Origin of the sequence: Citrobacter sp. EC_71 (assembly GCF_019584005.1) — a bacterium.
In the GTDB taxonomy this organism is placed as follows: Bacteria; Pseudomonadota; Gammaproteobacteria; order Enterobacterales; family Enterobacteriaceae; genus Citrobacter; species Citrobacter werkmanii.
In genome coordinates this window covers 231005-251826 of sequence record NZ_VDAY01000006.1, presented here as the reverse complement: position 1 = coordinate 251826, position 20822 = coordinate 231005, and the positions used below count along the sequence as shown (strand labels likewise).

Below are 20822 nucleotides of genomic sequence, written 5' to 3'. Positions count from 1 at the left end.
CTCCTGAAATTCGGTATGAACATTTTGCGTTTTTCCGTTTGAGAAATAAAATTGATTTATTGCATCCATATATGAATCGAATAGATGAATTACTCTCTGCGTCAGCTCCGTATCTTTGTTACCGTCGCTCAGGCCAAAAGTTTTAGCCGGGCGGGGGATATCATTGGCTTAAGCCAGTCGGCAGTCAGCCATAGCGTTAAAGAGCTGGAAGGGCAGACGGGCGTCCGATTATTAGATAGAACAACGCGAGAAGTGGTACTGACAGAAGCCGGGCATCAGTTGGCGGCACGACTGGAGCGTATTCTGGATGAACTGCACAGCACCCTGCGTGAAGCAGGCCAGGTGGGGACGCAGTTAACCGGAACGGTGCGCGTTGCCGCCAGCCAGACGATCTCCGCGCACCTGATTCCACAGTGTATTGCCCAGAGTAATCAGCTTTATCCTGCGATCGATTTTGTGCTGCACGACAGGCCACAGCAGTGGGTGCTGGAAAGCATTCGCCAGGGAGAAGTCGATTTTGGCATTGTGATTGATCCTGGTGCTGTGACCGATCTGCAGTGTGAAGCCGTACTGTCCGAACCTTTCCTGTTGCTGTGTCGGCAGGATCATCCGTTAGCCCAGCGGGAATGGGTAAACTGGCAGGATCTCTATCATGAACGTTTGGTGCTCCAGGATTACGCTTCCGGCAGTCGACCGCTGATCGATGCGGCGCTGGCCCACTTTTCGATTGATGCCAATATTGTTCAGGAGATTGGTCACCCGGCTACGTTGTTTCCGATGGTAGAGGCGGGCATTGGTATCAGCGTACTGCCCGCGCTGGCGCTTCCTCTGCCACAGGGCAGCCATTTGCAGGTAAAACGCCTGACGCCGGTTGTGGAACGACAATTGATGCTGGCACGACGTAAAAATCGTTCTTTATCGACCGCAGCCCAGGCGCTGTGGGACGTAGTGCGGATGCAGGCCAGTGAATTAACCGCCGGTCGTGCCCGAGATCCGTTGTATCAGATATAAATATCGACCTGATGTTGGCCGGTAGCATTGTTGACGCCCTCAGCTTTTCTTTGATCGGCGCTTTGCTTTTGCTGTGACTCCTCGGCCTGCTGGCGCAACAATTGAGCCAGCTGTGCTTGTAACATCTTGATTTGAGTCTGAATAAGCTCTTGCTGCTCGCGTTTCTGCTCAACACTGCCACTGCTATTGGGGATATCTTTGAGCTGCTGGGTTAGCTTGGTTATCTTTTGGGTGATTTGTGCAATCTGTGCGGAGATGTCATTCCCGGCTGATGCTTTTCCACCGCCGCTACTGCTTTGAACAGTTGGGGTGGAAACGTTGATAGTTGTCATACGGATTCCTCGTGCCATAAAACATGAGTATCGGCATCAGCGAACAGAACTTCAGCGACAATACGGCAGAGTGGAGTTTAATCATTAAAATCCCAAACCTTCATGTATCTGTATTCCTATGCCATTTCTGGCTCGAAAATAATGTGATTTCAAGCTGATTTAGCGCACCTCATCGATACTGATTTGCTATCGCTTGTCGGGATAAACGGTATTGGTAATCGATTGCGTAGTCTCGCTATAACAGTGCAGTACGCTACGTCATTTTCGATTACTCAGTATTAAGGACATCTCATGAGCCACTCCCTTTTCTCGCAAAACCCATGGTACAGCGCCGATATTATTCGTGGTTACAAGCCGGATTTCACGCCGCGTGTCGCCTTTATCCTTGGTTCTGGTCTGGGCGCGTTGGCGGATCAAATTGAGGATGCGGTGGCTATCTCCTACGAGAAACTTCCCGGATTCCCGGTGAGTACCGTTCATGGTCATGCCGGTGAACTTGTGCTGGGAAATCTGGCGGGCGTACCGGTGGCCTGTATGAAAGGTCGCGGGCATTTTTATGAAGGGCGCGGTATGACGGTGATGACCGATGCCATTCGCACACTGAAGCTGCTGGGCTGTGAACTGTTATTTTGTACTAATGCCGCAGGTTCCCTCCGCCCTGAAGTTGGGCCGGGTAGTCTGGTTGCGCTTAGCGATCACATCAATACGATGCCTGGTACACCGATGGTGGGACTTAACGATGAGCGTTTTGGCGAGCGATTCTTTTCGCTGGCGAATGCCTATGATGCTGACTATCGTGCAATCCTGCAAACCGTGGCCGCAGAAGAAGGTTTCCCGCTGAGCGAAGGCGTATTTGTCTCTTATCCGGGACCAAACTTTGAAACCGCGGCAGAAATCCGCATGATGCAAATCATTGGTGGCGATGTGGTGGGGATGTCGGTGGTGCCTGAAGTTATCTCTGCCCGCCACTGCGGCCTGAAAGTGGTTGCGGTTGCAGCTATTACTAACCTGGCTGAAGGGTTGGGTGATGTGAAATTATCTCACGCGCAGACGCTGGCGGCAGCGGAACTCTCACGGCAGAATTTTATCAATCTGATCTGCGGCTTTTTGCGCAAACTGGCCTGAATAATTAAAAAATGACCCCGCTTGCGGGGTCTTACTTTTTGGCAAGGAACGGGAAAATGGGTATCGCATCTCGCTTAAAGCTCATGTCGTTTTTGCAATATTTCATCTGGGGAAGCTGGCTGGTCACCCTGGGTTCTTACATGATTAATACCCTTGATTTTACCGGCGCGAATGTGGGTATGGTCTACAGTTCGAAAGGGCTGGCAGCGATAATCATGCCGGGCATTATGGGGATCATCGCCGATAAATGGCTGCGTGCCGAACGCGCCTATATGCTTTGTCATCTGGTCTGCGCGGGGGTGTTGCTATACGCCACCACCGTTACCGATCCGCAGACGATGTTTTGGGTGATGTTGGTTAACGCGATGGCATATATGCCGACGATTGCGTTATCGAACAGCGTCTCATACTCATGCCTCGCACAATCGGGTCAGGATCCGGTCACCGCTTTCCCCCCCATTCGCGTGTTTGGCACTATAGGGTTTATTGTGGCCATGTGGACGGTGAGCCTGATGGGACTGGAGCTGAGCAGTGCGCAACTGTATATCGCGTCTGGCGCATCGTTATTGCTGGCGCTGTATGCGTTGACGTTGCCGAAAATACCGGTTGCAGAGAAGAAAGCGAACACAACGCTTGCCAGCAAGCTTGGGCTGGATGCTTTTGTTTTGTTTAAAAATCCACGCATGGCTATCTTCTTTTTGTTTGCGATGATGTTGGGGGCGGTACTGCAAATCACTAATGTTTTTGGCAATCCGTTCCTGCATGATTTTGCCCGTAATCCTGAGTTTGCCGACAGTTTTGTGGTGAAGTATCCCTCTATCCTGCTTTCAGTTTCGCAGATGGCGGAAGTGGGCTTTATCCTCACCATCCCGTTCTTCCTCAAACGCTTTGGTATTAAAACGGTAATGCTAATGAGCATGCTGGCGTGGACGCTGCGCTTTGGTTTTTTTGCCTTTGGCGATCCGTCCCCGCTCGGCTTTGTTATGCTGCTGATGTCGATGATTGTCTACGGTTGCGCGTTTGATTTCTTCAATATTTCAGGATCGGTGTTTGTAGAGCAGGAAGTGAGTTCTAACATTCGCGCCAGTGCGCAGGGGCTATTTATGACGATGGTCAACGGCGTGGGCGCTTGGGTGGGTTCGATCCTGAGCGGGATGGCGGTAGATTACTTCTCTGTCGATGGCATTAAGGATTGGCAAACTATCTGGCTGGTGTTTGCCGCGTATGCGTTAGCGCTTGCGGTTATCTTTGCGTTGTTCTTCAAATATAAACATGACCCTGAAAGACGGGTGCAGAAATCACTGGCACATTAACGTGACATTAGCGGCGGGGTCCTGACCCCCGCTGTTTCATGTTCGGCGCTGCGATGTGGTAACTTTGCGCATTATCCTTTGTCCTCAGGAGCGCATTATCCATGGAACGCACGCACCGTATCGATCTGAAGTTACTGCGTTATTTTCTTGCTGTCGCAGAAGAACTGCATTTTGGACGCGCTGCTGCTCGCCTGAATATGTCGCAACCACCGCTCAGTACGCATATTAAAGAGCTGGAACAACAGCTCGGCACTTTGCTATTTATCCGACATTCTCGCAGTGTAGCCTTAACTCACGCTGGAAAAATTTTCATGGAAGAGTCGCGCCGATTGCTATCCAGTGCGAATCAGGCGCTGGCGAGAGTAGAGCAAATTGGTCGCGGCGACGCAGGGCGGATTGAGCTCGGTGTTATCGGTACGGCGATGTGGGGAAAAATGCGCCCCGTGATGCGGCGTTTCTTAAAAGATAACCCTAATGTTGAAGTGCTGTTTCGCGAGAATATGCCTGCCATGCAGATGACGATGCTGGAACGACGTGAGCTGGATGCGGGAATTTGGCGGATGGCGACAGAACCTTCGCCTGGATTCACCAGCTTGCGTTTGCATGAATCCTCTTTCCTGGTGGCGATGCCAGAAGAGCATCCCCTGGCTGAACTTGCCGCGATACCCTTGGAAGCATTGCGGAACGAATATTTTGTCACGATGCCGTCCATTCATACCGACTGGGCATTTTTACAGCGCGTTTGCCAAAGCGCCGGATTTTCGCCAATGATTATTCGCGAGGTGAAGGAGCCGCAAACGGTGTTGGCGATGATCAGTATGGGGGTTGGAATTACGTTGATTGCAGACAGTTATGCGCAAATGAGCTGGCCGGGTGTGGTGTTCCGTCCGTTAGAGGAACGTATTCCGGCAGATTTGTATATTGTGTATGACCAGCAGCAGGCGACGCCAGCACTGGAGAAACTGGTGGCAGCGTTAACGGTATGATGACTGTGCCGGATGGCGACTAACGTCTTATCCGGCCTACGCGTGCGGTGTTGCCTGTAGGCCTGATAAGCGAAGCGCATCAGGCAAGCAGATTCTGAATCGTTGAATTTTGCGCATAGCAAAAAGGCGCCTTTAGGGCGCCTTTTTACATTGGTGGGTCGTGCAGGATTCGAACCTGCGACCAATTGATTAAAAGTCAACTGCTCTACCAACTGAGCTAACGACCCGAAGTGGTGGGTGATGACGGGATCGAACCGCCGACCCCCTCCTTGTAAGGGAGGTGCTCTCCCAGCTGAGCTAATCACCCACTTCGGTACTTCACATTTTAACAAGAAATCCAGCTGGCGAGAAAGTGGTGGGTGATGACGGGATCGAACCGCCGACCCCCTCCTTGTAAGGGAGGTGCTCTCCCAGCTGAGCTAATCACCCACTTCTCAATTTCTTGTTTTACACGGCGGAGACTACATAAAGTAGTTGGTGGGTGATGACGGGTTCGAACCGCCGACCCCCTCCTTGTAAGGGAGGTGCTCTCCCAGCTGAGCTAATCACCCCCGCTGTGTGGAGTCGCATTATAGGGAGAGTTGAAAATGAGTCAACGCATTTTCTAAAGAAATTGTTCGTTCGTCGTAAATTTAAACAAAACGATCGCAAAACAATCCATGCAGCATGATTTGTATACGAAAATGGCAAAGCGTGATGTTCCAACCCGATCAACATTGAGGAATCAGACCACAGTGATAGAATACGAGCCTGATAATCTTCCCTGGATTTGCCGGTTGTCGGCATCTTTATAAACGTAAGGCCATTTCATGAAAATCAAAACTCGCTTCGCGCCAAGCCCGACAGGTTACCTGCACGTCGGCGGTGCGCGTACTGCTCTTTATTCCTGGCTTTTTGCACGTAACCATGGCGGTGAGTTTGTGCTGCGTATTGAAGACACCGATCTCGAACGCTCCACGCCGGAAGCTATTGAAGCCATTATGGATGGTATGAACTGGCTGAATCTGGAATGGGATGAAGGCCCGTACTTCCAGACCAAACGTTTTGATCGCTACAACGCTGTTATTGATGAAATGCTGGAAGCAGGCACCGCATATAAGTGCTACTGCTCCAAAGAGCGCCTGGATGCGCTGCGCGAAGAGCAGATGGCGAACGGTGAGAAGCCGCGTTACGACGGCCGCTGCCGCCATGGTCATGAGCACCATGCCGCCGACGAGCCGTGCGTGGTGCGTTTTGCCAACCCGCAGGACGGTTCCGTTATTTTTGACGATCAGATCCGTGGCCCGATCGAATTCAGCAACCAGGAGCTGGACGATCTGATCATCCGCCGTACCGACGGTTCCCCGACCTACAACTTCTGTGTGGTGGTCGACGACTGGGATATGGAAATTACCCACGTTATTCGTGGCGAAGACCATATCAATAACACCCCGCGTCAGATCAACATCCTGAAAGCGCTGAACGCGCCGGTGCCGGTTTACGCGCACGTGTCGATGATCAACGGCGACGACGGTAAAAAACTCTCTAAACGTCACGGTGCGGTCAGCGTGATGCAGTACCGCGATGACGGCTACCTGCCGGAAGCGCTGCTGAACTATCTGGTACGCCTGGGCTGGTCCAGCGGCGATCAGGAAATCTTCACCCGTGAAGAGATGATTAAACTGTTCTCCCTCGGTGCGGTGAGCAAGTCTGCGAGCGCGTTCAACACTGAAAAACTGCAGTGGTTGAACCATCACTACATTAATGCGCTGGCGCCGGAATATGTGGCAACGCATCTGCAATGGCACATTGAGCAGGAAAATATCGATACCCGCGTTGGGCCTCAACTGTCTGAGCTGGTGAAACTGCTGGGCGAGCGTTGTAAGACTCTGAAAGAGATGGCGCAGAGCTGCCGCTACTTCTACGAAGACTTTGCTGAGTTCGATGCCGACGCGGCGAAGAAACACCTGCGTCCGGTTGCGCGTCAGCCTCTGGAAGTGGTTCGCGACAAACTGGCCGCCATTACCGAGTGGACGGCAGAAAACGTCCACCACGCGATTCAGGCAACCGCTGATGAGCTGGAAGTGGGCATGGGTAAAGTTGGGATGCCGCTGCGTGTCGCGGTAACCGGCGCGGGTCAGTCCCCGGCGTTAGACGTCACGGTGCATGCGATTGGCAAATCCCGCAGCGTTGAGCGTATTAACAAAGCGCTGGCGTTTATTGCAGAGCGTGAAAGTCAGCAGTAATTCAGGCTGATTGATGACACAACGGCAGGATGCACTCCTGCCGTTTTTTTATCCGTTATTCAGACTCATCAATCCCCAGACGGATAAGGAAATTACGAATCCCTTCGCGCGAGATATACATCGCCAGCTTTTCTTGTTCCGTTGGAGACATATTGTCCAGCGCGCTGATTATCTGGCGGCAGGCATGGCTGCGCACTACATGGGTGTATTCTGCCAGCGGCTCTTCAGCCTGATAAACCTCAGGAACTTTGCGAAAAGCGGGAATGTTGAGCAGAAACGTGCGGACGCCGGAGTCGATAAGAATAAGTCTTGCACGACCACCTTTAACACCGGGAAATTTTTCGGTGGTCCAGTTTTGTTCTCTGATCCAACGATTGACGGTTTGTTTGGCGACCCCGAGACATTCCGCCAGCTCTTCGGTCGTCATTTTGCTGCGTAATTTTTTCATATTATTTGTTATCGCGGATCCCTAAGCGTTGTAATAAACCCGTAATGCCTTCACGCAGGATCAGTGACGTAAACATTTTCTGTTCTGACGGTGTCATCTCTTTGGCGAGCCTAATCAGCAGAGCTTCAATAGAGTTATCGCCGGATAACGATAAGTTATCTGATAAACCTTCGGCTGAACGCTCGGCGCTGCGAATGTATTCACGAACTTGTTCGGTGACGTGAACCAGACGGGCTTTACCGCCCTGAACGCCTGGTTTTGGTGATGTAGCCCAACCTTCCTTGCGCACCCATTTATTGATGGTCTGTCGGCTGTATCCGGTCAGATTAGCAAGCTCTTCTGGCGTCATCCGTTCCTTGAACATAACGATTCCCTGAATAGTCGTGGGGTTAATTAGTGGTTCATTTTATAGCACCATTTTAGTAGAAACCGTGACGCGTTTAACTACTGAATGCGAGTTGTTACGCAATGTTCTTCATTTGACTGCTTTTTCAGCGATTGAATTCTATGAGTTAATTTTGCCGTTGACACACGCGAAGGGAATTCATATGATGCCGCCCGTCAACTCGACAAGCTTTACGTGACGGGGCTATAGCTCAGCTGGGAGAGCGCTTGCATGGCATGCAAGAGGTCAGCGGTTCGATCCCGCTTAGCTCCACCAAATTTAATCCCAATAAATTTGGTATGTACGTAAAAGCATCGTGGGGCTATAGCTCAGCTGGGAGAGCGCTTGCATGGCATGCAAGAGGTCAGCGGTTCGATCCCGCTTAGCTCCACCAAAATTTAAACCCTCGCTGTAAAGCGGGGGTTTTTTGTTTCTGCATCCTGCCAGTTCTCACCTCGTAACTCTTCGGTTTGCTGAATAGCAGGCATAAAAAAGCCGGGGAAATCCCCGGCATTTTTACAACGATATTGTCTTAGGCTTACAGCACCAGTGCTGCGATGGATGCAGACAGTACGCTCACCAGCGTAGAGCCGTACACCAGCTTCAGACCAAAGCGGGAAACCACGTTACCTTGTTCTTCGTTCAGGCCTTTAATCGCGCCGGCGATAATCCCGATAGAAGAGAAGTTAGCGAAGGAGACCAGGAACACAGAGATGATGCCTTCGGCGCGTGGAGAGAGCGTAGAGGCGATTTTCTGCAGATCCATCATCGCGACGAATTCGTTAGAAACCAGTTTGGTTGCCATGATACTGCCCACCTGCAGCGCTTCGCTGGACGGCACACCCATCACCCATGCAACCGGGTAGAAGATGTAGCCCAGGATGCCCTGGAAGGAGATGCTGTAGCCAAACCAACCGGTTACGGTAGCGAACAGGGCGTTCAGGGCGGCGATCAGCGCGATGAAACCAATCAGCATGGCTGCAACGATAATGGCTACTTTGAAACCTGCCAGGATGTATTCACCCAGCATTTCGAAGAAGCTCTGACCTTCGTGCAGGTTAGACATCTGAATATTTTCTTCGCTGGCATCAACGGTGTAGGGGTTGATCAGCGACAGCACGATGAAGGTGCTGAACATGTTCAGAACCAGCGCAGCAACCACGTACTTCGGCTCCAGCATGGTCATATACGCGCCGACGATAGACATGGAAACGGTCGACATCGCCGTTGCAGCCATGGTGTACATACGGTTGCGGGACATTTTGCCGAGAATATCTTTATAGGCGATAAAGTTCTCGGACTGACCCAGGATCAGGGAGCTGACGGCGTTGAAGGATTCCAGCTTGCCCATACCGTTGACTTTAGATAACAGGAAACCAATCGCGCGAATAACAATTGGCAGAACGCGGATGTGCTGCAAAATACCGATCAGCGCGGAAATGAAGACGATCGGGCAAAGCACTTTCAGGAAGAAGAATGCCAGGCCTTTGTCGTTCATGCTGCCGAAGACAAAGTTTGTCCCTTCGTTAGCGAATCCGAGCAGTTTTTCAAACATCTCGGAGAAGCCTCTCACGAAGCCCAGACCGACATCAGAGTTCAGGAAGAACCATGCCAGTAACACTTCAATAACAAGCAGTTGAATAACATAACGAATGCGGATTTTTTTACGGTCACTGCTTGCCAGCAGTGCGAGTACCGCAACCACGGCAAGGGCCAGGACAAAATGAAGAACGCGGTCCATATTTGCTCCAAATATGAGGCAGGTTTAGTTTTCGTGCACATTCTATGTAACAACCATAAAGAAAACGAGATCAAACACACACTATAATAAGGACCTGTGACGAGATTCAAAATTAGTGATCGGTGATACACTTCCGTTATGTTGAGTAGGGAAGTGAAAAGTTATGTCATTGTGCTAATCTCATAACAATAATCAAACATCTCACCGGTATTTCCAGAATCCTTATCGATCCATAGACAAACGCTATCAGAGAAATCAACTTCACCCATTAAAATGAATTTGATAATCATTCTCAATAAGCGTAGCTTGAAACATAGCAAAGGCTATGTTTCTGAGGCACTAAAATGACTAACGATCGCGTTGAGAGTAGCAGTGGACGGGCAGCGCGCAAGTTGAAGCTCGCATTAATGGGACCTGCGTTCATCGCGGCGATCGGCTATATCGATCCGGGTAACTTTGCCACCAATATCCAGGCAGGGGCCAGCTTTGGTTATAAATTGCTGTGGGTGGTGGTCTGGGCAAACCTGATGGCGATGCTGATTCAGGTGCTGTCGGCAAAACTGGGTATTGCCACGGGTAAAAACCTGGCGGAGCAAATTCGCGATCATTACCCTCGTCCGGTGGTGTGGTTTTACTGGGTGCAGGCTGAAATTATCGCCATGGCGACCGACCTTGCTGAGTTTATTGGCGCTGCGATTGGTTTCAAACTGATCCTGGGTGTTTCATTATTGCAGGGGGCCGTGCTTACCGGTATCGCGACGTTTTTAATTCTGATGCTGCAGCGCCGCGGGCAAAAACCGCTGGAAAAAGTCATTGGCGGCTTGCTGTTGTTTGTGGCAGCGGCTTACATCGTGGAACTGGTCTTTTCCCAACCCAATCTGGCGCAGCTTAGCAAAGGGATGATTATTCCCAACCTGCCCAATTCTGAGGCTGTGTTCCTGGCTGCTGGCGTGCTTGGCGCGACCATCATGCCGCATGTGATCTATTTGCATTCTTCTTTAACCCAGCATCTGCACGGCGGAACGCGGCAACAACGCTATGCGGCCACGAAATGGGATGTGGCTATCGCCATGACGATTGCCGGATTTGTGAATCTGGCGATGATGGCGACAGCTGCCGCCGCATTTCATTTTAGCGGGCATACCGGTATCGCCGATCTCGATCAGGCGTACCTGACCCTTGAACCGCTGTTGAGCCACGCGGCGGCGACGGTGTTTGGTTTAAGCCTGGTGGCAGCGGGACTGTCTTCTACTGTGGTCGGCACGTTGGCGGGGCAGGTGGTGATGCAGGGGTTTATCCGCTTCCACATTCCGCTGTGGGTACGCCGTACTGTCACCATGATGCCATCATTTATTGTGATTCTGATGGGGCTGGATCCCACCCGTATTCTGGTGATGAGCCAGGTGTTGCTCAGTTTCGGGATTGCATTAGCTCTGGTGCCGCTACTGGTCTTCACCAGCAACGGTGAACTGATGGGCGATCTGGTGAATACCCGGTGGGTGAAACATCTTGGCTGGATGATTGTTGTGTTGGTGGTCGCACTCAATATCTGGCTTCTGGTGGGAACCGCGCTCGGTTTGTAAAAACAAAAGAGCCCGTAGGCTCTTTTGTTACATTAATGATGATGTTTGTGGCCGCGCCCGCGACCGCGATGGTCGTCACGGTCATTCCAGCCTTCACGATAGCCGCGCTCATAAGCTTTACGTTTATCCCAGCCACGATGATAGCCATTGTCATGACGCCACCAGCGGTTTTTGCGCCACTCATAGTTATGATGCCAGTAATCCCGGTCGCGCCAGCGGCCGCCATCCCAGTAGTTACCGTAATTATCGCGATCGCCAATTTGCAATTTTATTGATGGCAGCAGGGTGATTTCGCCAGCGTTCGCGGCCAGCGGGGTAAAAGCCAATAAGACTGCCGCCAGAATCAGTGACCTGAACATTTTTACTCTCCTTCACGATCGAGCCGTAGCCGGCCTGTTAACGTAATATTACGGGGCAGTAAAGCCCCGTTTCATCGCCTTAACTCTTAAATCGCGAGCGAGAGCACTTTTTGTTAATAAATGTGTCTTTATTTCAATCAGCTCAGAATGGCATCAATTTCCGCGCACTCTTCGGCAGAGAAATGACGGTTTGCCAGCATGCCAACGGCGTCTTCAATTTGCGCGGGTTTACTGGCGCCAATCAACACCGAGGTGACCTTGTCTTCCCGTAATACCCACGCGAGCGCCATCTGAGAAAGTTTTTGTCCCCGACGTTCTGCCAGCGCGTTCAGCGCACGGACCTTTTCCAGTTTTTGTGGCGTTAACTGGTCCGGGTTAAGAAAACGGCTGGAGCTTGCCGCGCGCGAGTCCGCAGGAATACCGTTCAGGTAGCGGTCGGTTAATTGCCCACCCGCCAGTGGCGAGAAGGCGATACTGCCAACCCCCTTTTCCTGTAATAGCGACAGCAGGCCACTTTCGACCCAACGTTCAAACAGGGAATATTTAGGCTGGTGGATAAGGCAGGGCGTGCCTAAATCGTCGAGTATTTCAATCGCCTGCCTGGCAAGCTCCGCCGGATAATTAGACAGTCCGACATATAGCGCTTTACCCTGACGGACAATATGATCCAGCGCGCGCATGGTTTCTCTGAGCGGCGTTTCAGGATCGGGCCGGTGGTGATAGAAGATATCAACATACTCCAGCCCCAGGCGTTTGAGGCTTTGATCGAGGCTGGCAATCAGGTATTTGCGCGAACCCCAGTCACCGTAAGGACCTTCCCACATGGTGTAGCCAGCTTTGGTAGAGATGACCAGCTCGTCCCGCCACGGTAAAAAATCTTCCTGCAGAATGCGGCCAAAATTTCGCTCCGCTGAGCCCGGCGGTGGGCCATAGTTATTCGCCAGGTCAAAATGATTAATTCCCAGATCGAATGCGCGCTGTAACAGAGCCCGACTGTTCTCTACCTGCGTGGCATCACCAAAGTTATGCCACAAACCCAAAGAGACAATCGGGAGTTTGAGGCCGCTCTGGCCGCAGCGGCGATACTCCATTGTTTGATAGCGATTTTCATCAGCCTGATAAACCATGTAGCCTCCTGTCGGATAACGTGTGTCATTGAGTGTATACGTTTACATAAAGCAGGCGGCAATGAATTTTTAATCGTCAAAACTGTACATCTTGCTTTCCACCCCCTTCACAACAACTCCCCTGGACAGTCATCACAGTTCTTCGATACTCAACATTGAGGTTACCGTCAGAAGGATAGCTGTCATGCAAACCCAATATTCCGTTGCTGATTATCTGCTGGACAGGCTGGCAGGCTGTGGCGTCGGCCACCTCTTTGGTGTGCCTGGTGATTATAATTTGCAGTTTCTTGACCACGTGATTGAACATCCCGGCATACGTTGGGTTGGGTGTGCGAACGAATTAAATGCGGCTTATGCCGCGGATGGCTATGCCAGGGTGGCAGGGGCAGGAGCATTGCTCACCACGTTTGGCGTGGGAGAGTTAAGTGCAATCAACGGTATCGCCGGAAGCTATGCGGAATATGTTCCTGTCTTACATGTTGTCGGCGCGCCCTGTCGCGGTGCGCAGCGTCGCGGGGAACTGATGCATCACACCCTTGGCGACGGTGACTTTCAGCATTTTTACCGTATGCAGCAGGCGGTGACGACGGCCAGCGCAGTGCTGGATGAACAAAACGCCTGTTATGAAATTGACCGTGTGCTGCGTGCGATGTTAACAGAGCGCAGGCCAGGCTACCTGATGTTGCCTGCTGATGTGGCCAAACAGCCCGCTACGCCGCCGAATGACATTCTGATTGTTCCTCTGAGCGAACCGGAAAGCAGCGTGGCAGAAGCGTTTCGCTATTATGCCCGCGAGCGGCTGTTGGACAGTCCGCGCTTAGCGCTGTTGGCCGACTTTCTCGCGCAGCGCTTTGGTTTACAGCCTGTTTTGCAGCGTTGGATGGCGGAAACGCCGATGGCCCACGCCACGCTGTTGATGGGGAAAGGGTTATTTGATGAGCGTCACCCGGCGTTTGTCGGTACGTACAGCGCCGGAGCCAGTAGCGATTATGTGCGCCAGGCGATTGAAGATGCCGATACGATTATTTGCGTCGGTACACAATTTGTCGACACCCTGACCGCTGGGTTTACGCAACGGTTACCAGCGGAGCGTACTATTGAAGTTCAGCCCCATGCGTCACGTGTTGGTACCCAATGGTTTAACGTTCCGATGGAACAGGCCGTCACTACGTTACGCGAGTTGTGTCTGGAGATGTCGTTTTCACTGCCGCCCGAACGCCCGCCAGTTAGGCGTATCCAGGTTGAGAAGGGGCTGCTGACCCAGGAAAATTTCTGGCCAACGGTGCAGCATTATCTGGCGCCGGATGACATCATCCTCGTCGACCAGGGAACGGCGGCATTTGGTGCGGCTGCGCTCTCGCTACCCAGCGGTGCGGAAGTTCTGGTCCAACCGCTGTGGGGTTCCATCGGCTACGCGCTCCCGGCGGCATTTGGCGCGCAAACAGCCTGCCCGGACCGCCGGGTGATCCTGATTATTGGCGATGGCGCAGCGCAGCTCACTATCCAGGAACTGGGCTCTATGCTCAGAGATGGGCAATCACCGGTGATTTTACTTCTTAACAATGACGGCTATACCGTGGAGAGGGCTATTCACGGGGCAAATCAGCGCTATAACGACATCGCCGGATGGAATTGGACGCAGGTGCCGCAGGCGTTAAGTCATGAATGTCAGGCGGAATGCTGGCGAGTGAAGCAGGCGGTACAACTGGAGGAAGTGCTGGCCCGGCTGTCCCGTCCGCAACGGTTGTCATTAATTGAAGTGGTGCTACCGAAAGCCGATCTTCCTGAGTTATTGCGCACGGTGACCCGTGCGCTGGAATCTCGCAACGGAGGATAGCTACTCCTCGGGGCGGCTGGCGATCATCATTGGTTTTCCGGCCAATAACAGCCACGCAGGGAGCATAACGACGCAAAGCAGCGGTAGCAGAGTGGTGTCTGGCACCACGACTGCCGCCATAAACAGGCTCAGCCACGCGTCGCGGGTAACGACCAGCACCAGCCCGAGAATTGCGCAGGAGACCGTGATGGCTGCCGGAACGGCTTCAACATGGGCGTGCAGCATCAGACCCAGCGCGACGCCCACGAAGACCGCCGGAAAAATTCGCCCGCCGCGAAAACCGCTCGCTGCGGCGACCACCAATGCCGCCAGTTTGATCACGGCAAGCAACAAATAATCTGATGTCCCCAGCGTCTGGCTAAACGCCATTTGCTGCATTTCATCCAGTCCCTTAAATAAGGTAAGCGGCCCGCCAATTACACCCAAAATACCGAGAATAAAACCACCAACTCCAAGGATCAGTACCGGGTGTTTAAGCTGATGCATTAAATGATGCAAGCGCGGTAGACACCAGACGGCCACCATGCCCGCGGCAATGGCGATAGCAGCAACGACCGCACCGCTGAGGATATCGATCAGATGCATTTGCGTATAGTGCGCGATGGGCAATGAAAAATGGGGATGAAAGAACAGGCTGGTGGTCAGTGAACCTGCGGCGGCGGCCATTAATGGCGCAAACAGGCGATCCCACAAAGGAACATCGTTCGAGCTATTCAGCGTTTGCGAAAACACCAACGCGGCGGCAACGGGAGTACCAAATAACGCCCCGATGGTGCCGGCAGAGGCGAGAATGGTCCAGTCCAGCTTAGCAATGCGCGGAAAGAGGCGACTGCCAAGCGCCACTGCGAGGGCGATATTCACGGTCATGATGGGATGTTCCGGCCCTAAACTGACGCCGCCCGCCAGACCGAGGATTAACGCCGCCAGCAGGCCTGGCAGTGCCGAAACGGCCACCGGCATTCCGATTAACGGTTCACAAGCAGGATCCGGGCCTGCATGACCCCGGCTGTAGCGGATGACAAGCCCGACCATCAGTCCGGTTAACGTGAGCATACCGATGATCCACAGCGGAGAGTCCTGGGCAATTCCGATGCTAATCGGCAGACGCTCCCACAAAAATTGCTGTAACACGGAAGCGACTTTCATCACAACGATCAACACCAGGCTGGACGCTATGCCAATGATTATCGCGGGAGTTGATAGCAAGAGCATCGTTCTGGCTCGCGGATGGAGCATTTTCAATTCCTTCAAACAGAGTCATAGATATAGTTTGCACAGCCTGCGCGGCCGCATCGCTGCAAATGGTGCTGAAACGATAAAGTAATTGTGTGATCTGGATCGATTTTCTACGGGCATCAGCCTTCAGGCCGTTGTTGTTATGCCCCCATGAATTTACAGTGTGGCAAAGATTTATTCTGACTTTAGCGGAGCAGTGGAAGAATGACAAAATATGCTTTAGTAGGTGATGTTGGCGGCACCAACGCACGTCTTGCTCTGTGCGACATTGCCAGCGGCGAGATTTCGCAGGCAAAAACGTATTCTGGGCTGGATTACCCCAGTCTGGAGGCCGTGGTGCGCGTGTACCTGGATGAGCATAGCGTCAGCGTCGAAGATGGTTGCATTGCCATTGCCTGTCCGATCACCGGCGACTGGGTGGCAATGACCAACCATACCTGGGCATTCTCTATTGCGGAGATGAAAAAAAATCTGGGCTTTAGCCATCTGGAAATCATCAATGATTTCACCGCCGTGTCGATGGCAATCCCCATGCTGAAAAAAGAGCATTTGATCCAGTTTGGTGGCGCGGAACCTGTTGAAGGTAAACCGATAGCCGTCTATGGCGCAGGAACCGGACTCGGCGTGGCGCACCTGGTGCACGTTGATAAACGCTGGGTAAGCCTGCCCGGTGAAGGCGGGCACGTGGATTTTGCGCCTAACAGCGAAGAAGAGGGGATTATCCTCGAGGTCCTGCGAGCGGAAATCGGTCATGTTTCTGCTGAGCGAGTGCTCTCAGGACCCGGACTGGTGAACCTGTATCGCGCCATCGTCAAATCAGACGGTCGCCTGCCGGAAAATCTGCAGCCGAAGGATATCACCGCCCGTGCGCTGGAAGATTCCTGTATCGACTGCCGCCGCGCGCTGTCGCTGTTCTGCGTGATTATGGGACGCTTTGGCGGCGATTTGGCGTTAACGCTGGGCACGTTTGGTGGCGTGTATATCGCTGGCGGGATCGTGCCGCGCTTCCTTGAATTCTTTAAAGCTTCCGGTTTCCGCGGTGGGTTTGAAGATAAAGGACGTTTTAAAGCCTATGTTCAGGATATTCCGGTGTATCTGATTGTGCATGATAATCCGGGTCTGCTTGGCTCCGGCGCACATCTGCGCCAGACGCTGGGGCATATTCTTTAATTCCTCAATCACTCCCCCGCATAACCGCGTAAATCACGCGGTTTTTTTATGCCTGCCGACCAGCTTTCCGACCTTCGTCACACTTCCTGATTACTGGATTATATGTCCAGTAAAAGCATTATTTGTCTGATAACGGTCCCTACTCGCCTCGGACCATAATTTCTCTCGTTAACTATTACGAGGAAATGAATATGAGCAAAAAATTAATTGCTGTCTGTGCGTGTCCGATGGGGCTGGCTCACACCTTTATGGCGGCGCAGGCGCTGGAAGAAGCGGCGGTTGAAGCCGGTTATGAAGTGAAAATCGAAACTCAGGGCGCTGACGGAATTCAAAATCGTCTGACGGCGCAGGATATTGCTGAGGCGACGTTAATCATCCATTCAGTTGCCGTAACTCCGGAAGATAACGAGCGTTTTGAGTCGCGTGATGTCTACGAAATTACGCTACAGGACGCGATAAAAAATGCGGCCGGCATCATTAAAGAGATCGAAGAGATGGTTGCCGCTGAACAACAATAATCATCGACAGGGAACTACGTATGGCCATTAAAAAACGCAGTGCAACCGTTGTGCCTGGCGCATCTGGTGCGGCAGCGGCAATAAAAAATCCACCGGCCTCCCGCAACAGCTTCTGGGGCGAACTTCCGCAACATGTGATGTCGGGTATTTCACGCATGGTGCCGACGTTAATTATGGGCGGGGTAATTCTCGCCTTCTCGCAACTGATCGCTTATAGCTGGCTCGATATTCCTGCTGACACTGGCATCATGGATGCGCTGAACAGCGGAAAATTTACCGGTTTTAATCTCTCATTATTGAAGTTTGCCTGGCTGTCGCAATCTTTTGGCGGCGTGCTGTTTGGTTTTGCTATTCCGATGTTTGCCGCGTTCGTTGCCAACTCCATCGGCGGCAAGCTGGCGTTTCCGGCGGGGTTCATCGGTGGGCTGATGTCTACTCAGCCTACGCAGCTGCTGAATTTTGACACATCAACGCTGCAATGGGTAACCAGTGCACCCGTACCCTCCACCTTTATTGGCGCGCTAATTATCTCGATTGTTGCCGGGTATCTGGTGAAATGGATGAACCAAAAAATCCAGCTCCCTGATTTCCTGCTGGCGTTTAAGACCACCTTTTTGCTGCCCATTCTCTCTGCCATTTTCGTCATGCTGGCGATGTATTACGTGATCACGCCGTTTGGCGGCTGGATCAACGGCGGCATCCGTACTCTGCTGACCGCAGCAGGAGAGAAAGGCACGCTGATGTATGCGATGGGGATTTCCGCGGCCACAGCGATTGACCTCGGCGGGCCGATTAATAAAGCCGCTGGATTTGTCGCCTTCAGCTTTACCACCGATCACGTTCTGCCGGTCACCGCGCGCTCTATTGCGATTGTTATTCCGCCGATTGGCCTCGGGCTGGCAACGCTGCTTGACCGCCGCTTAACGGGTAAGCGTCTGTTCAGCGCCCAGCTCTACCCGCAGGGAAAAACGGCAATGTTCCTCGCATTTATGGGCATCAGCGAAGGGGCTATCCCGTTTGCGCTGGAAAGCCCCATCACGGCAATTCCCTCCTACATGGTTGGCGCCATTGTCGGATCGACGGCTGCCGTCTGGCTGGGTGCGGTGCAATGGTTCCCTGAGTCGGCGATCTGGGCATGGCCGCTGGTGACCAATCTCGGTGTCTATATGGCAGGGATCCTGTTAGGTGCGGTGATTACCGCGCTGATGGTGGTGTTTCTGCGTCATCTGATGTACCGCAAAGGCAAATTGCTGATTGAAAGCCTCTGATCAAAAGGATTGTAAACATGAGCTTACTTGCCTCGCTGCGTGACTGGCTGACGGCGCAACATCTTGATGCGATGCTGCTGTCATCGCGACAGAATAAACAGCCGCATATGGGGATCTCCAGCAGTTCAGGGTATGTGTTTATCAGCCATGAAAGCGCGCATATCCTGGTCGATGCCCGTTACTACACCGATGTCACTACGCGTACCCAGGACTACCAGATCCATCTCCTCGATGGCACGCAGACGCTGTATTCACGGGTGAATCACATCATTGCTGACGAAAAGCTGCAAACGGTGGGGTTCGAAGGCGAGCAGGTAAGCTGGGAAACGGCACAGGCCTGGGCAGACAAACTGCATGGAAGGCTGGTGAGCGCCGTGCCGGACGTGCTTCGGCAGGTGAAAACGGCCCAGGAAATAGCCTGTATCCGAGAAGCCTGTCGGATTGCCGACCTCAGCGCTGAACACATACGGCGTTTTATTAAACCTGGTTTGCGTGAGCGCGAGATTGCCGCCGAGCTGGAGTGGTATATGCGTACGCTCGGCGCAGATAAAGCCTCTTTTGACACCATTGTCGCCAGCGGCTGGCGCGGGGCGCTGCCGCACGGCAAAGCCAGCGACAAGCGTGTCGAGGCGGGTGAGTTCATTACGCTGGATTTTGGCGCACAGTATCAGGGGTATTGTTCAGATATGACGCGAACGTTTCGCATACCCGACGCCAACCAACCTGCAGAAGAAAGCGCGCTATTTTCGATTTATCAGGTTGTACTGGAAGCGCAACTGGCGGCGGTGGCGGCAATTCGACCCGGTGTACGTTGCCATGAGGTGGACGCCGCAGCCAGGCAAGTTATTACGCAGGCGGGCTATGGTAATGAGTTTGGTCACAATACCGGACACGCTATCGGCATTGAGGTCCATGAAAATCCACGTTTTTCACCCACCGATGCGACGCCTCTGGCGGCGGGAATGCTGCTCACCGTTGAGCCAGGTATTTATCTGCCGGGGCAGGGTGGAGTGCGTATTGAGGACGTGGTACTGGTTACGCCAGACGGCGGCGAGGTGCTCTACACCATGGCGAAAACATTGTTACACACGGGAGAGGTGTGATGGACTTATCGCTACTGAAGGCGCTGAGCGAGGCTGATGCGATCGCCTCCTCAGAACAGGAGGTGCGACAGATCTTGCTCGAAGAAGCAGATCGTCTGCACAAAGAAGTGCGTTTCGATGGGTTAGGATCGGTGTTGATCCGCCTGAATGAATCAACTGGTCCGAAGGTAATGATCTGTGCGCATATGGATGAAGTGGGATTTATTGTGCGCAGTATTTCCAATGAAGGGGCGATCGATGTCTTGCCGGTGGGAAATGTGCGTATGGCGGCCAGACAGTTGCAGCCGGTGCGAATTACCACTCGCGAAGAGAGCAAAATCCCGGGTCTGCTCGACGGAGAGCGCAGTGGCAATGAGGTGAATGCGCTACGGGTAGATATTGGCGCTCGATCTTATGACGAAGTACTTCAGGCCGGCGTGCACCCAGGCGATCGCGTTACCTTTGACACGACTTTTCAGGTTTTGCCGCACCAACGCGTCATGGGCAAAGCCTTTGATGACCGGCTTGGATGTTATTTGCTGGTCGCGCTGCTGCGCGAATGGCATGGCGCCGATCTCCCTTGTGAGGTGTGGCTGGTAGCCAGTTCCAGTGAGGAAGTTGGACTGCGCGGAGGGCAAACGGCCGCGCGTGCAGTTGCCCCCGATGTAGCGATCGTGCTGGACACCGCCTGCTGGGCGAAAAATTATGATTATGGCGCGGCCAACCACCGACAGCTCGGCAAAGGCCCGATGCTGGTGCTGAGCGATAAATCGCTGATTGCGCCGCCAAAGCTGACGGCATGGATTGAAAGTGTGGCCGCTGACGCGGGTATACCGTTACAGCTCGATATGTTCAGTAATGGCGGCACCGATGGCGGGGCTGTGCACGTCAGCGGAACGGGGATCCCAACGGTTGTTATGGGGCCAGCCACGCGGCATGGGCACTGTGCGGCATCGATTTCCGACTGTCGTGACATCATCCAGACGCAGCAGTTGCTGTCGGCGCTTATTTCACATCTTACGTGCGAAACCGTGGCTCATCTGACGGACTTCAGGTGCTGATTTCGCGCTAATCAG

Annotated in this window: 19 protein-coding genes and 6 tRNA genes; 14 read left to right on the top strand and 11 right to left on the bottom strand. The window is 52.9% G+C overall.

What is annotated here, in order from left to right:
• The first annotated feature begins 84 nt into the window (after positions 1–84).
• Entirely contained in the window at positions 85–1011 is a 927-nt protein-coding gene (locus tag FHD02_RS09010; protein WP_042306952.1) for a LysR family transcriptional regulator, read from the top strand.
• Here FHD02_RS09010 and FHD02_RS09005 read toward each other — a convergent pair.
• Entirely contained in the window at positions 1002–1343 is a 342-nt protein-coding gene (locus FHD02_RS09005; protein WP_137360909.1) for a FlxA-like family protein, read from the bottom strand. The genes FHD02_RS09010 and FHD02_RS09005 overlap by 10 nt on opposite strands.
• A 291-nt stretch (positions 1344–1634) precedes the next feature.
• Between FHD02_RS09005 and xapA the strand changes: the two genes are divergently transcribed.
• From xapA to FHD02_RS08990, 3 genes are all read left to right on the top strand, one after another.
• The gene (xapA, locus tag FHD02_RS09000; RefSeq protein ID WP_137360910.1) at positions 1635–2468 is read left to right on the top strand and encodes a xanthosine phosphorylase; all 834 of its coding nucleotides are present in this window, start codon (positions 1635–1637) and stop codon (positions 2466–2468) included.
• 56 nt (positions 2469–2524) lie between these two features.
• Positions 2525–3781, top strand: coding sequence for a nucleoside permease (locus tag FHD02_RS08995; protein WP_220393815.1), 1257 nt, complete (start codon positions 2525–2527; stop codon positions 3779–3781).
• 101 nt (positions 3782–3882) lie between these two features.
• Positions 3883–4767: a LysR family transcriptional regulator gene (locus tag FHD02_RS08990; RefSeq protein WP_220393814.1), complete on the top strand. Its 885-nt coding sequence runs from the start codon at positions 3883–3885 to the stop codon at positions 4765–4767.
• A 151-nt stretch (positions 4768–4918) separates the two neighbouring features.
• Here the strand turns inward: FHD02_RS08990 and FHD02_RS08985 are convergent.
• From FHD02_RS08985 to FHD02_RS08970, 4 genes are all read right to left on the bottom strand, one after another.
• Positions 4919–4994: transfer RNA gene (locus tag FHD02_RS08985), tRNA-Lys, on the bottom strand.
• A 4-nt stretch (positions 4995–4998) separates the two neighbouring features.
• Positions 4999–5074 (bottom strand) — tRNA-Val (locus FHD02_RS08980).
• A gap of 46 nt (positions 5075–5120) precedes the next feature.
• Positions 5121–5196, bottom strand: a tRNA-Val gene (locus FHD02_RS08975).
• 46 nt (positions 5197–5242) lie between these two features.
• Positions 5243–5318 (bottom strand) — tRNA-Val (locus FHD02_RS08970).
• A 258-nt stretch (positions 5319–5576) separates the two neighbouring features.
• On the opposite strand from FHD02_RS08970, the gene gltX reads away from it, so the two are divergent.
• Entirely contained in the window at positions 5577–6992 is a 1416-nt protein-coding gene (gltX, locus tag FHD02_RS08965; RefSeq protein WP_038642458.1) for a glutamate--tRNA ligase, read from the top strand.
• Between the two features lie 55 nt (positions 6993–7047).
• Here the strand turns inward: gltX and FHD02_RS08960 are convergent, their stop codons facing one another.
• Both FHD02_RS08960 and FHD02_RS08955 read right to left on the bottom strand, forming a co-directional pair.
• Entirely contained in the window at positions 7048–7440 is a 393-nt protein-coding gene (locus FHD02_RS08960) for a YfeC-like transcriptional regulator (RefSeq protein WP_137371049.1), read from the bottom strand.
• A gap of 1 nt (position 7441) precedes the next feature.
• The gene (locus FHD02_RS08955) at positions 7442–7804 is read right to left on the bottom strand and encodes a YfeC-like transcriptional regulator (RefSeq protein ID WP_137360995.1); all 363 of its coding nucleotides are present in this window, start codon (positions 7802–7804) and stop codon (positions 7442–7444) included.
• A 221-nt stretch (positions 7805–8025) separates the two neighbouring features.
• Here FHD02_RS08955 and FHD02_RS08950 point away from each other — a divergent pair.
• Positions 8026–8101: transfer RNA gene (locus tag FHD02_RS08950), tRNA-Ala, on the top strand.
• A gap of 42 nt (positions 8102–8143) precedes the next feature.
• A tRNA-Ala gene (locus FHD02_RS08945) sits at positions 8144–8219 on the top strand.
• Positions 8220–8363: 144 nt separating this feature from the next.
• Here FHD02_RS08945 and nupC read toward each other — a convergent pair.
• Positions 8364–9566 (bottom strand): nucleoside permease NupC, encoded by a 1203-nt coding sequence (gene nupC, locus FHD02_RS08940; RefSeq protein ID WP_137360994.1) that lies wholly within the window; start codon positions 9564–9566, stop codon positions 8364–8366.
• 344 nt (positions 9567–9910) lie between these two features.
• Here nupC and FHD02_RS08935 point away from each other — a divergent pair, with 344 nt between their 5' ends.
• A complete protein-coding gene (locus FHD02_RS08935; RefSeq protein ID WP_137360993.1) occupies positions 9911–11149 on the top strand; it encodes an Nramp family divalent metal transporter in 1239 nt (412 codons plus the stop codon).
• Between the two features lie 32 nt (positions 11150–11181).
• Here FHD02_RS08935 and ypeC read toward each other — a convergent pair whose 3' ends face one another.
• Complete coding sequence (gene ypeC / locus FHD02_RS08930; protein WP_003834889.1) at positions 11182–11508, bottom strand: DUF2502 domain-containing protein YpeC; 327 nt, start codon at positions 11506–11508, stop codon at positions 11182–11184.
• A gap of 137 nt (positions 11509–11645) precedes the next feature.
• A complete protein-coding gene (gene mgrA, locus FHD02_RS08925) occupies positions 11646–12635 on the bottom strand; it encodes an L-glyceraldehyde 3-phosphate reductase (RefSeq protein ID WP_042306968.1) in 990 nt (329 codons plus the stop codon).
• A gap of 184 nt (positions 12636–12819) precedes the next feature.
• Between mgrA and FHD02_RS08920 the strand changes: the two genes are divergently transcribed.
• Positions 12820–14472 (top strand): alpha-keto acid decarboxylase family protein, encoded by a 1653-nt coding sequence (locus tag FHD02_RS08920; RefSeq protein WP_220393813.1) that lies wholly within the window; start codon positions 12820–12822, stop codon positions 14470–14472.
• Here the strand turns inward: FHD02_RS08920 and FHD02_RS08915 are convergent, their stop codons facing one another.
• Positions 14473–15708, bottom strand: coding sequence for an ion channel protein (locus tag FHD02_RS08915; RefSeq protein ID WP_061382152.1), 1236 nt, complete (start codon positions 15706–15708; stop codon positions 14473–14475). It abuts the gene before it with no gap.
• A 204-nt stretch (positions 15709–15912) separates the two neighbouring features.
• Here FHD02_RS08915 and glk point away from each other — a divergent pair, with 204 nt between their 5' ends.
• The 5 genes from glk (at position 15913) to ypdE (ending at position 20807) form a co-directional block, all read left to right on the top strand.
• A complete protein-coding gene (gene glk / locus FHD02_RS08910) occupies positions 15913–16878 on the top strand; it encodes a glucokinase (protein WP_038642435.1) in 966 nt (321 codons plus the stop codon).
• Positions 16879–17069: 191 nt separating this feature from the next.
• Positions 17070–17396 (top strand): PTS fructose transporter subunit IIB, encoded by a 327-nt coding sequence (locus tag FHD02_RS08905; protein WP_003028254.1) that lies wholly within the window; start codon positions 17070–17072, stop codon positions 17394–17396.
• Between the two features lie 20 nt (positions 17397–17416).
• Positions 17417–18664 (top strand): PTS fructose transporter subunit IIC, encoded by a 1248-nt coding sequence (locus FHD02_RS08900; protein WP_137360991.1) that lies wholly within the window; start codon positions 17417–17419, stop codon positions 18662–18664.
• Between the two features lie 17 nt (positions 18665–18681).
• Positions 18682–19767, top strand: coding sequence for an aminopeptidase (gene ypdF / locus FHD02_RS08895; protein WP_137360990.1), 1086 nt, complete (start codon positions 18682–18684; stop codon positions 19765–19767).
• Positions 19767–20807, top strand: a complete 1041-nt coding sequence (gene ypdE, locus FHD02_RS08890) for an aminopeptidase (protein ID WP_137360989.1) — start codon at positions 19767–19769, stop codon at positions 20805–20807. The genes ypdF and ypdE overlap by 1 nt, the downstream gene beginning before the upstream one ends.
• Positions 20808–20822: the final 15 nt, after the last annotated feature.